18 protein-coding genes are annotated in these 11,864 nt (G+C 38.0%); 3 read left to right on the forward strand and 15 right to left on the reverse strand.

Going from position 1 to position 11,864, the window contains the following annotated elements:
• Positions 1–3: 3 nt before the first annotated feature.
• The 6 genes from prfA to G7061_RS00180 all read right to left on the reverse strand — a co-directional run bounded on the left by prfA (position 4) and on the right by G7061_RS00180 (position 3,723).
• On the reverse strand, positions 4–1,086 hold the full coding sequence (gene prfA / locus G7061_RS00155) for a peptide chain release factor 1 (RefSeq protein ID WP_159641568.1): 1,083 nt from the start codon (positions 1,084–1,086) through the stop codon (positions 4–6).
• The gene (locus G7061_RS00160; RefSeq protein ID WP_159641589.1) at positions 1,086–1,697 is read right to left on the reverse strand and encodes a thymidine kinase; all 612 of its coding nucleotides are present in this window, start codon (positions 1,695–1,697) and stop codon (positions 1,086–1,088) included. The genes prfA and G7061_RS00160 overlap by 1 nt, the downstream gene beginning before the upstream one ends.
• Positions 1,698–1,763: 66 nt before the next feature.
• Positions 1,764–1,967, reverse strand: coding sequence for a 50S ribosomal protein L31 (gene rpmE, locus G7061_RS00165; protein ID WP_159638490.1), 204 nt, complete (start codon positions 1,965–1,967; stop codon positions 1,764–1,766).
• A 101-nt stretch (positions 1,968–2,068) separates the two neighbouring features.
• Complete coding sequence (locus G7061_RS00170) at positions 2,069–2,515, reverse strand: MepB family protein (RefSeq protein ID WP_166117956.1); 447 nt, start codon at positions 2,513–2,515, stop codon at positions 2,069–2,071.
• Positions 2,516–2,518: 3 nt separating this feature from the next.
• The gene (locus tag G7061_RS00175) at positions 2,519–2,974 is read right to left on the reverse strand and encodes a threonine/serine exporter family protein (RefSeq protein WP_159645051.1); all 456 of its coding nucleotides are present in this window, start codon (positions 2,972–2,974) and stop codon (positions 2,519–2,521) included.
• Positions 2,974–3,723 (reverse strand): threonine/serine exporter family protein, encoded by a 750-nt coding sequence (locus tag G7061_RS00180; protein ID WP_166117958.1) that lies wholly within the window; start codon positions 3,721–3,723, stop codon positions 2,974–2,976. Before G7061_RS00180 ends, G7061_RS00175 begins: the two co-directional genes overlap by 1 nt.
• Before the next feature lie 108 nt (positions 3,724–3,831).
• Here G7061_RS00180 and G7061_RS00185 point away from each other — a divergent pair, with 108 nt between their 5' ends.
• Genes G7061_RS00185 through G7061_RS00195 form a run of 3 tightly spaced genes read left to right on the forward strand, consistent with a single transcriptional unit; the run spans position 3,832 to position 5,585 of the window.
• Positions 3,832–4,149: a PadR family transcriptional regulator gene (locus G7061_RS00185; protein ID WP_159638498.1), complete on the forward strand. Its 318-nt coding sequence runs from the start codon at positions 3,832–3,834 to the stop codon at positions 4,147–4,149.
• Positions 4,146–4,718 (forward strand): DUF1700 domain-containing protein, encoded by a 573-nt coding sequence (locus G7061_RS00190; protein WP_159641564.1) that lies wholly within the window; start codon positions 4,146–4,148, stop codon positions 4,716–4,718. The genes G7061_RS00185 and G7061_RS00190 overlap by 4 nt, the downstream gene beginning before the upstream one ends.
• On the forward strand, positions 4,719–5,585 hold the full coding sequence (locus G7061_RS00195; RefSeq protein WP_159641563.1) for a hypothetical protein: 867 nt from the start codon (positions 4,719–4,721) through the stop codon (positions 5,583–5,585).
• Positions 5,586–5,618: 33 nt separating this feature from the next.
• Here the strand turns inward: G7061_RS00195 and G7061_RS00200 are convergent, their stop codons facing one another.
• From G7061_RS00200 to G7061_RS00240, 9 genes are read right to left on the reverse strand one after another with little or no spacing between them, the layout of a single operon-like run.
• Positions 5,619–6,293, reverse strand: a complete 675-nt coding sequence (locus G7061_RS00200; RefSeq protein WP_166117960.1) for a hypothetical protein — start codon at positions 6,291–6,293, stop codon at positions 5,619–5,621.
• Between the two features lie 25 nt (positions 6,294–6,318).
• Positions 6,319–6,993 (reverse strand): hypothetical protein, encoded by a 675-nt coding sequence (locus G7061_RS00205; RefSeq protein ID WP_166117962.1) that lies wholly within the window; start codon positions 6,991–6,993, stop codon positions 6,319–6,321.
• A gap of 9 nt (positions 6,994–7,002) precedes the next feature.
• The gene (locus G7061_RS00210; RefSeq protein WP_166117964.1) at positions 7,003–7,713 is read right to left on the reverse strand and encodes a hypothetical protein; all 711 of its coding nucleotides are present in this window, start codon (positions 7,711–7,713) and stop codon (positions 7,003–7,005) included.
• A gap of 16 nt (positions 7,714–7,729) precedes the next feature.
• The gene (locus G7061_RS00215; protein WP_166082523.1) at positions 7,730–8,410 is read right to left on the reverse strand and encodes a hypothetical protein; all 681 of its coding nucleotides are present in this window, start codon (positions 8,408–8,410) and stop codon (positions 7,730–7,732) included.
• 17 nt (positions 8,411–8,427) lie between these two features.
• Complete coding sequence (locus G7061_RS00220; protein WP_166117966.1) at positions 8,428–9,105, reverse strand: hypothetical protein; 678 nt, start codon at positions 9,103–9,105, stop codon at positions 8,428–8,430.
• 15 nt (positions 9,106–9,120) lie between these two features.
• On the reverse strand, positions 9,121–9,960 hold the full coding sequence (locus G7061_RS00225) for an ATP-binding cassette domain-containing protein (protein ID WP_166117968.1): 840 nt from the start codon (positions 9,958–9,960) through the stop codon (positions 9,121–9,123).
• Positions 9,953–10,690 (reverse strand): ATP-binding cassette domain-containing protein, encoded by a 738-nt coding sequence (locus G7061_RS00230; RefSeq protein WP_166117970.1) that lies wholly within the window; start codon positions 10,688–10,690, stop codon positions 9,953–9,955. Before G7061_RS00230 ends, G7061_RS00225 begins: the two co-directional genes overlap by 8 nt.
• Positions 10,683–11,297 carry a hypothetical protein gene (locus G7061_RS00235; protein WP_166117972.1) on the reverse strand — a complete coding sequence of 205 codons (615 nt, stop codon included), beginning with the start codon at positions 11,295–11,297 and terminating at the stop codon, positions 10,683–10,685. Before G7061_RS00235 ends, G7061_RS00230 begins: the two co-directional genes overlap by 8 nt.
• Before the next feature lie 14 nt (positions 11,298–11,311).
• Positions 11,312–11,863 carry a hypothetical protein gene (locus G7061_RS00240; protein WP_159641554.1) on the reverse strand — a complete coding sequence of 184 codons (552 nt, stop codon included), beginning with the start codon at positions 11,861–11,863 and terminating at the stop codon, positions 11,312–11,314.
• Position 11,864: the final 1 nt, after the last annotated feature.

Genomic DNA, 11,864 nt, shown 5'->3' on the forward strand with positions numbered 1-11,864 from the left:
TAATTATACGCCTTGTTCAAGGATTTCACGTTGCTCTTCTGCGAGAAGTGCAGCGATAATTTCATCCATTTTACCTTCCATAATAATATCTAGTTTTTGTAAAGTTAATCCAATACGGTGATCACTCACACGGTTTTGTGGATAGTTATACGTTCTAATTTTTTCCGAACGATCGCCTCGACCAATTTTTGATTGACGATTTTCGTTTCGTTCTGCTTGAAGTTGTTGTTGATGGTGCTCAAATACACGCGCACGAATAATACGCATTGCTTGATCACGGTTCGCATGTTGGGAACGACCATCTTGGACCTTAACGGCAATACCTGTTGGCTTGTGAACAATACGAACAGCAGAGTCCGTCTTATTAACGTGTTGTCCACCGGCTCCAGAGGAACGCATTGTATCGATTTCAAGATCGTTTGGATCAATATCAATTTCTTCTTCTTCAACATCTGCGAGTACGAGTACTGTTGCTGTTGATGTATGAATTCGGCCTTGCGTTTCAGTTTTTGGTACCCGTTGAACACGGTGTGCCCCAGATTCAAATTTAAAGTGACGGAATGGTTCTTGTCCTTTAACGATAAATGAAATCAAAGTATACCCACCATTTTCAGATTGAGATGCTTCCACAACTTCATACTTGTAACCAAGACTTTCCGCATATCGTGTATACATACGGTAGAGGTCTCCTGCGAAAATATTTCCTTCGTCACCACCTGCGGCACCACGAATTTCAATAATAGCATCGAAATCATCTGCTGGATCGCGTGGAATCAGAAGTACACGGAGATCTTCCGTTAGTTTTTCAATTTTTTCACTGTTTTCGGCCATTTCCATTTCAGCCATTTCTTTTAATTCAGATTCGGATTCTGTTTCGTACATTTCTTTTGCTTCTGCATAGAAACGTTCTGCAGCTTCGTATTGTGCAAACGCTTGAACTGTTTGTTGCAGTCCAGATTGTTCTTTGCCATACTTAGCCATCAATTTATGATCCCCTAATACTTCAGAAGACATCATAAGTTCTGTTATTTCAGCGTCTCGGGCTTTAATCCGTTCAAGCCTTTCACGCATCGCGCTATCAATCATTATTTACCACCTTTACTATATCCATTAATTCCTGGTTTATTGTAGACGATATGGTCGTGACGGCAACGCGCCTCATAGGCTTCACTTGCTCCGACCATTACAATTGGGTCATCATACGATGCAGGTTCTCCATTAACAAGTCTTTGTGAACGTGTCGCCGGACCACCGCATACGGTACAGACCGCTGTGAGTTTTGTTACAAACTCTGCTGTAGTCATAAGTTTGGGAATAACTCCGAAAGCTTCGCCTCGGAAGTCCATATCTAAACCCGCTGCCATGACTCGCTTCCCATTTAGCGCAAGATATTCACACACTTTGAGTATTTCATCATCAAAGAATTGAACTTCATCAATTGCTACGACATCAATCTCTGGTGTCACAATGTCCAAAATTTCTCGTGCATCTTTAATTACATAAGAATGAACGCGTGTTCCTGCGTGGGAAACTACTTCATTATCACTATAGCGATTATCTATTTCCGGTTTAAATACTGCGATATTCTTATTTGCAAATTTTAACGTGTTAATACGTCGAATGAGTTCTTCAGTTTTTCCTGCAAACATGCATCCTACGATTACTTCTATATACCCCTCTTGATATTGATGATACATCATATTCCGTCACCTCTTGCTTCTAATTCTATCGCATTTTCCCAAAAAAAATAAGGGGAGAGCCCCTTATTTCATACCATATTTTTTGTTGAACTTGTCAATACGTCCAGCTGCGTTAGCAAAACGTTGTTTTCCTGTATAGAAAGGATGGCAGTTTGAGCATGTATCTACACGTAGATCTGCTACTGTTGAACCGACTTCGATTTCTGTATTACAAGAAGTACAGACAATTTTAGTTTGATGGTATTCTGGATGAATTCCTTTTTTCATTTGGTTTGTCTCCTTCCGCCTAAGACGATTGGCTCATCTTAGATAAGTGCGTAGTAATAATATCATAAAGCATGTAAATACGCAAGCATTGGAGCTTGTCTTTATATTGATGTTTGCTTAAAGTATGGCGCTTGCCATTTTTGTGTCTTCTGTGCGCTAGAATTCAGTTCTTTTTCCCATGTCGGGTAAACACGAATTCCCATTTTTCCGGCTTTCTCTTCACTACGGAGAACGCCTTGGTTTAGTAACACTTCTTTTGGGAATTTGAAGTATCCACTTTGATACTTATCTCTAACGATTATACAAATAAACGACGGACTCGTTTCATAAGCATATGCCTGATTGGTGTTTGATTCATTTTTCTCCCAAAATACTACAAAGTAACCGTTCTTTTTGGGGGTCTTTTTCGCGAGACGGCTCCGGTAACTAATTCCATCTGCCTGGAAACAGAAACCTTCATATTCTGAATTTTGAGCTTCTAGTTCGATATTACTAATCCCTAGTATTAATGCTTCGTTGGTTAAGAAGTCAATTGATTGATTTATCATGATTTATGACGTTTTCTTATTGAGTTCGCCATTAAGAATTCTCATCACAAGACGATAGAACACCTCAATCATAACGATCGCAAAGGCCATGGTCATCGAGATTGTAAAGGTCTTCATCAGCAATTCAACGCCACGGATGTACTCAGCACTTACAAAGCTTTGGATTGCTTGGTAAGCTGAAATACCTGGAACTAATGGAAAAATACCTGGTAAATTAAACACTGTTGTTGGCATTCTCAATTTTCTTGCGAACATAATCGCACAAATTGAAACCGCTACTGAACCAGCAAATACAGAAATGTATGTATTATAGCCTATAAGGAGCAAATACCAATTCACGATCCATCCAACCATGCCTGTGATTCCACAGTGGATGAGCACACGACGTGGTGCATTAACAATTATTCCAAAACCCAATGAACTTACGAAACTTGTTACTACTTGAATTAGGAAAGCCATTAGAACACCACCCCACTCATAACGCCGGCACCAATCATCGCAGCAATCATCATAGCTTCAACCAAGAAAATTGTTCCTGAAATTGTGTTTCCGACAAGGAAGTCACGAATCGAGTTCATAATTTGGATTCCCGGCACAAAAATGATGATACTTCCAATTATCACTGTGTCTACATTATGAACAATTCCTATCTTTGCGCATACATTCGCAACGGTTGCAACTAGAAAAGCCGCTAAAAATTCTTGTAAAAATCGCACTTTGAGATACCGATTTGCCAGGTAGTAAAAAGCGTAACCAAGAGCACCAATCACAAATGTTAGTCCAAAATCTTTTGCCGACCCTTGGAAGATAATCATCATGCATGCACTAATAATACCTGAAACGATAACCCGTAACCATAAAGGAAAATCTGTAACGGTAGTACTAATTTCTTGCATCCGATCATAGAACTGAGGCACATCATAAATACCGCTACTAAATTGGCGGGATGCTTCGTTAACTTGAGCAATTTTCTCAACGTCTTGTTTTCGACTACTAATTCGTTTCATTTTTGTGCTTTCACCTTTATGTGTCGTCACAAAAATACCTGTAGGGATTACAAAACTCATCGCTTCGTTTGTGCCATACTCTACAGATAGAATACGATTCATTGTATCTTCGACACGGTGCATTTCGGCACCATTCTCCATGAGGATTTTGCCAGCAAGGACACAAGTATCTAGTAGCATTTTTTCTTCGTATGCGTTCATCCCATCCACCTCTTCTTACCGCTATTCTAACACTTTTTGATATTTTTTAAATAACTACCTTGCGTTACACAGTACTGTGTGATACATTGTTGTTAAGGCGGTGATGATATGAACACACAATTTAAAAAGGGTGTTCTTGAATTATGCGTCCTTGCTTTATTATCGAAAAAGGAACATTACGGTTATGAAATAGTAAGTCGTGTTTCGGAAACAATTGAAGTTTCAGAAGGTACAATCTATCCATTATTACGGCGCTTACGTAATGATGGTTACGTTACGACACGTCTTGTTGAATCAACACAAGGACCTTCTCGAAAATACTACACACTAACATTGCAAGGTCAGGCATATACAGAAACAATGATCAACGAATGGCTCTCATTTACGGGCCACGTTAACGAAATATTAGAAGGAGAAATTGTATGACACGAAATGAATACTTATATATATTAAGAAAGAATCTACAATCACTCCCAATTGATGAAATTGATGACATTATCAATGATGTCGCAAGTCATTTTGACTTTGGGGTGGAAGAAGGAAAAAGCGAGGAGGAAGTTTCCAAACAATTGGGCGATCCAGTTGATATGGCCCGCCAATTCATTGGTGTAACGCCGAAACAACAATCTTATGCCTATACCCAACCATCAAAAAGTTCGATTCCATCTTGGTTAAAGACATTAATAACTGTTTTCGCAGTACTATTTCTTGCACCACTTATCTTGAGCATTTATCTCTTGATTTTATCTTTTATTCTCGTAGGGATTTGCTTAATTATAGCTGCAGTCTTACTTTTACTTGCACCGGTTTTGGCTCCTCTTGCACCTGCATTTGTCTCAATGCCATTGTCTTTTGCTAATGTTGTTTTACTGGTCCTAGGGTTCTCATTACTCGGTGTCGGTACAGCTTGGCTATCAGTATTCGCTTTCCGTGGTTTTACAGTCTTAATTCGCAAAGGCTACTCAAGTCTCTCACTTAGTTTGGAGGCGTTATAGATGAAACGTTCTGCGAAACGTCTTTGGATTCCTGTAGTCATGGTAATTGTCGGACTAATATTCACAGGAATCGGGATGACATCACTGATTACTGGGGTTGTAAACACTACATTCAAACCTGAAATTGTTGACACCAATTTCCAAACTGAAACTTTCCAACTCAATGCATTAGATTCGAACTTTACGATTAAAACGAATAATATCAATAATGTCTGGATAACGTTCGATGACTCCAAGCCCTATGGTGGAGAGGCTACTGGTGACTTGAGCGAATTTAAAGTCACAGAATCATCAAATACTACGACGATTCAAACCGCACGTGATATTTGTGCAATTACTTTTACTGGATGCTTCAAATCAAATTTTGATCACATCACATTGAATCTTCCTGAATCATATACTGGTTCAATTACTGTAAATGGTCTCGTACAGAATGTATCGGTCCACTCACAATCACTAACGACGTTAAGAAGTCTTGATATTAATGCCTTGAATACTCACGTTGAAATTCAAAACATTGATGCTAAAACTGAATTGAACGCTATGAATTTGGATGTTTCTCTATTTAATGTTTCTGGTCGTACTGAAGTAAATAGTATCAACAGCAAAAATGAAGTTTCAGAATTTCAACGACCACTCTTTATGGACGTAAATGGAATGAACTCTACAGTAACAATAGCTGATCCAACTGGTGAATTGGGCTATCATGTCTCGTTCGAGAGTTTAGCAACTTCTTTCTCAGATAAACAAGCGGGAATAGAGCGGGATCGATTCTTCAGTTCAGGACAACCAATTATTAAAAACACTTCGAACAATTTATTAACACTTGAGCTCGATGGGCTTAACCAGTCTGTCGTTGTCCGTTAAAAATTAAGAACGCCTTGAGTAAGGCGTTCTTTTTTAGTGTTGGTCACGGTTTAAATAGTTTAATTTGATTTTTAATGGTCTTTCTGTGTTATCAATAGTGTATTTCACGTAAACCACAGCAGCAACTCCTATTATTGCAAAAATACTATTGCGAAGTATCTCGTTATCTACTTTTAGAACATATGTTGCAGCAATTAGAATTAAACACAATGTGATTCCCGAGATTGGATTTTTCTCTGAAAATAATATTATTTGTATTCGACCACGAATGAATATTCTAACAATTGCTAACAGCATCAGGCTCACGATGATTGATGAAATCTTGACCTGGGTCATACTCTTTGGAAATACAAGCCACACTGTCCCTGCAATTGTTATGCCAAATGCCATTTCTATCTGTGTCACATAACGCATCATCATTGAGAACATCGTTTTCTTGGATACGCCCTGATTTAACCATAATGCCTGCATTGCCAGTGATAGCTTTGGACCGATGAAATTCTTCACTGCTCGTACTAACATCAGATACATGATTATTATCACACCCAACAATAAATATGGCACAAGATATTGAAAACTTTTGAAATCGTCATAGAAAACTTGAAATGGCCAGATCAAGATTGAGGTGAACACTGCCGGGAGCAGTAAGAACCCTACTCCAAAACGAACTGGATGTATTTTTATGTATCGATTGAAATGTTTCTCCATAGACGCAATAGCCTCCCTATATTCGTTAATTGTTTTCAGAAACATAGTTTGCTTCAATATCGTATCGAAGCCGCAATTTTGAAATTATATAAAGAAGATATGCAATCATAATTAAGATCATGACAATTAAAATCTGTTGTCGCACCATTATAAACTCTAAAATATACTGTACTATGGAAATTGCAATCAGTACATGTAATGGGGAGATATGGATTAGTTTCTCTTCCACCAAAATCGACAAGAGAATCCAACGCAACACCAGTAACCGTAGTAGTAGAATGCTGCCGACTGTTATCACAATTATTTTAATATCGAGTATTGTAACTACGCCAGGATAAAATAATAAGGTAGTTATGATGAAAGAAAGTAATTGCGCCCATTCAAGCCAATAGATAGTTAATTTTAGTTGTCTGTAAATTTCAGTTTTTGTGAATCCCTGATTGACGAGTAGGTTTTGCATGCCTTCAGCCAGTCGTATTTTACCAAAACTCACGACAGAGGATGAAATAGTACTATATCCCACAGCAAACACTATGAAGGTTGCAATACACAGAGATGGAAACGCAGATACAGTCGGAGCTACAATTTGAAAGGAAGCAACAAACAATAACGAAAGTATAAACATGATACCCATAACTAATGACGTTCGACCGGCTCTTCCACTGTTAAAGTAATGGGCAAGCCTTAGTTCTTTTCCCATAATTTCCTCCTAATCTACATCCATCCTAACAAACGCATCTTTCGACACTTTCCCTCGAATCGATAGCTTCACGACAATTGCCAGAATAATTACGCCATAGACTAGAGGTACCATTATATTTCGTTGAAGATCTGTCAATTTCAGTAACTTGCCAAGACTGTTCAAAACTTCATACCCGAAGAATAGTATCACCACCACCCCAACTTGCAGTATTTTTTCGAATGTTGTTTTATCATCTTCAGATTTAGTCCCATCCTTTATTCCAAACATAAAGTATGGAATGAGCATAAATACTAATATAGCTGATAAGATAATGACCACCAAGCCAGATAGTAAGCGTTGTTGAACCGGTACATTGTAAAACAATAGAAATCCCAAAGCTGTTGGTGGAATTAGCGCTAATGCAAGTTTTTTTAAATATACCTCGGCTGCGCGGTACATATCTTCTCTTTTCATCCCGACACTTAACAGGTATGCTTGTATTTTGGGTTGAAGACTTGAAGAGAAAATAGTACCCGCCGCTCTTTGAACTAATAGAAATGGAACTCCAATCGATAGAAACATAATTAAGTTGTTATCCTCAACTTCAACCACGTGATTTCCGACAACTTGATAGTCCTTAAACGTTGATACCATTCCTAATACGAATGAAATCATTAGAGACATGATTACTGTGAAACCAAATAAAGCAATGTGGTATTTTTTTAAGTATTGTTTCATATCACTTTCCTTTCCCTTAAGAGATGTCACATTCAAGATATGTTTTTCTGGGGTTTAAACTTCGAGTCATTCGGTGGATTGTTGTCCCAACTAGCATGACCAACATGATTAATATTAATGATACAGCCAATAAGTTCTTATTGAGGTTATACGTTTCGACCAGAAAATCTATGCCATAGATTATCGACATAGTTACAATATATGCAGTGATGCTAAGCCATCGATCTTGCCCTGAAATTCTATCTTTAGCTATTTTTCCATTAGATAAGTCGTTACTTCCGTAATACAGACAAACAAGACCTAATAATGATGAGAGAATAACAACTAAAATTATTCCTTTAACTCTTAGCATCGGTTCTACGTCATAGAGTAATCCAAAACATACCCCAGTGACTGCAGTTGAAAGCCATAGTAAGCGATTCATTTGCCACTGATGTGCAGAAAAGATATCCTCTTTGGAGTGTCCCGCGCTTATTAGGTAAGACTGAAGTTCTAACGTAAGACTTTGGGATATAACATGTGCATTTGCTATCATCACAGTTACCGCAGGTATCACAATGGCCATGTACAACATTACAAACGAACTTCGTTCCACAGTCATACTCGATCCCAATCTTAAAACCATCATTATTAACACTATTCCAATACTACTTCCAAAAAGTAAGAATGGATGCTTCATATTCAAATATTTTTTCATATCGCAGTCTTCCTTCCTTAACCAATGTCAGCATCTAGATAGCTTTGCTTTGCATTCAGCCCATTTCCGTTGCTCTTTAACATGCAATAAATAAGATATCCAACAGCTACAAACCAAACGAATATCATTATGTCTTGATGGGATACCTTTGCGTAGCGCAAGAGTGGTGCAATCAAGCCCAGCATTAGAAATGTGATGACAGATTTACGCTGATTCGCATGCTCATCACTCGCTACACTCATAAGATTACCAATTACTGCGTTCGCCAGTAATATGTGAACGATACATTGAACAACTAACATTGCCACTGCAAGCATGACTCGCACAACACTCACTGGTCCGCCATAGGAAAATAAAAGGAGCATACTGTTAAATCCACTCGATATCATTGCATGCACATAAATATATTTCCGAAACTCGTCTACGATTTCTTTTTTTGGAATACCTGCCCCCACTATGTAATTCTGCATATCAAGCGTCAGTGAGCGGTTACGTATATTTTCACACATCGCATAAACAATAAACGGTACGACTAAAACCTGTCCAAGGACCTCAAAATATGCTATATGGTCTTCTGGAAGTCCGCTAGGTATACTTATCAAAATCAAAAGTTGTATCGTTATCGAACTCACAACCGTAAAAGGGATAATACTAAGAACGCTGTAGGGATGACGAATGCGTAGGTAAGAATACATCACAGTTCCCTCCTGTCATTTTGTCATAAATCGACGTGTTGGTTTCCGTTCAAGATAGTACATTATTTTCTCTAGAGATAATAGTTCAAGGTTATCAAGAGAATTATTTATATGTGTATCAATTAATGCTTGCGTTCCGAATTCATGGCGCCATGTATTAATAACACCTTCCAAAGGTACGTCATCAGCATCTCCTTGCCAAAGCTTGAACCGCTCGATAATTTCGATCGGAGCTGCATCGAATTGAATCTGACCTTCTTTGAAGTAGATGATACGGTCTGCAATCCGCTCAAAATCTTCAACATTATTGGTAGCTACTACGACTGTTTTTGATTCATCGATGAGGTAATCCTGTATTCCGGAAATTGTGTCATTTAAGGACTTAGTGTCCAAACCAAGCGTTGGTTCGTCTAAAAGCCAAACATCTGCATTTACAGCTTGAACAGTCGCAAACATAAGCATGCGAGATTGCCCTTTCGATAAGTCATTTACTTTGATATTGATTGGTATCTTATAGTTCGCTATTTTCTCATACCAGGTTTTTTTATCGTAGGTTCGATAGATTACACTTAGCATGTCGTGGATTGTATAGGAGTTTGCATCGCTTGGAAATGGCGTTTTATCTGGCATATATGCAACTGTATGATTTTTTATATATTCTGAATAGGCGAGGTCATCATATGTAATGCTCCCACCATTCGGCTCTAGTATTCCTGCCATGACCTTGAGTGTCGTGGACTTACCTTTTCCATTTTTCCCCGCAAGTAAAACTAGTTCGCCTTGATGTATTGCAAAGTTAAGGGGACCAATTGTAATAGCATCTCTTTCTTTAATTAGTTCGCTTAGTTTAATCACGTTGAATTCCTCCTTGCATCAGCTCAACAAAACTTTCTACAGTTATCTTGTCAAAATTTACATTTCTCAATTCCAAAAGATTTTTAGCTTGGTCTTGAAATGATTCAATATCAGTAAACATTAGCATTTGACCTTGTTCTACATATGCGACAAAATCAATCATTGAACTCAATTCCCGAACGAGGTGTGTTGAGATAATGGCGGTGGCATTATGTTCGAATACATAATCATAGAGATCTTCCATGATCTCCAGCCGGGTGGCTGGATCAATCCCTGTCGTCGGTTCATCAAATACAAGTAGTTTTGCATTATGAGATAGTGCGAGGGCCATTAAGAACCGCTGTTGCAATCCATAGGACAACGTTTTAATTTTCTTGTCCAATCGTAACTCGTATTTCTGTGAATAGAACTCAAAGGCTGCTTCGTTCCATGTATCTTTATACACAGCTTTCATAATTTTAAGGACTGCATTGGCCGTGAGATTATCGTTAAAAGGAAATGTGTCCGGTATATACGCTAAGGTTGATCTGAAATCCACGACTCCATCAAACGCAACACTTCCTTGTTTATTATCACGATTTCCCATGAGCATCTTGATGATTGTGGTTTTCCCAGATCCATTACCGCCAAAGAGGCCCAAGATTCCTTGTGGTAATGTAAAAGATATCGGTCCAATTTGAAGTAATTGATATTCTTTTTTTATGTCGTGTACTACAAGCCCCTTATTCATATTTGTTTCCCCCTTGGTTCCAAACCTGATATCGATTTTCTTTCCATTGCATATAAACTCCAACAATTAGCGCTAAAGCCCCAATTACATAATTACGTGTCATCTGGAGATGCATTGTCATAGTATTGAAGAGATACATAGTAGTCACAATAATTGCTACGATTGCAAATATCCCCTCCAATATTTTTCCTATAGTATCATTTTTCTTAACGGGAGTTTTATACAAACTCATCGATAAAAAGAAATAACCAAAGAAAACGAATAATTGATTGAAAAAATTGAAGTAGTAATTAAATCCGAAGTAGATCCACGGTAGCGCAATTAGGGATGTTATAACAAGTGCAACTAGCGACGAAAATACTATAGTTCCTAGGACGCGATCCCAAAGCGAAAGTGGCATTACTTCATAAAAATCATCAGTTGTTGGAGTCATATATATACCATACAAAATCAACCATTCTCCGGCACTTGTATAATAGTTTATTAATGATCTTTCCTGCACAAAGAACAAGGGTACTAAATGCAAAACATTGATTACTAAAACAATGATGACTATTTTTCGCCACTTATGTTTACTTTGAAGTAAATACTGTATTTGCCCGCTCATTATCTTCTCCCCCTCTATTGTAAAAACTTTGTAAAATTATTTCTTTTGTAGATGTAATAGAATCCGTATAGCACTACAGTGATTATAGCTCCCGCTCCAAAGATCACAATACTGTTGAAAACCATGCCCAGAAAGGCAAATACGAAGAATGCGACGAATCCAAATGCTACTTCATTTTCGGTGCCTTTTTTCTTAACACCTTTGATGTTAATGTATGATCCTTCAACTAAGGACCACCCCAAAATTATGCCAGTCATAAAGAATGTACTTGTAGCACTATTCCCTACTAAGGATAGTATCGATAACACGAATAAGGCTTCCACTAGTGCAATCCCCACCGTAACCACGGTCCGATCACGTGGTGTTATTGGGAGTGCAAAATATGATAATTGCCCTTCTTTTTTAAACAAACGTGTTGTTAGCCCAGAGAATGCAATATAAAATGGAAAATAACTTGAATCATTGTTACCACTTATTGTACGAAGAAAGATAAATATTGAAAGGATAATACGAACGATAATTGTTCCCCATCGTTCTCTTAATTGAATACTGAGTTCGCCTGCCATA

This window comes from Erysipelothrix sp. HDW6B (assembly GCF_011301115.1).
Classification (GTDB): Bacteria; Bacillota_I; Bacilli_A; order Erysipelotrichales; family Erysipelotrichaceae; genus Erysipelothrix; species Erysipelothrix anatis.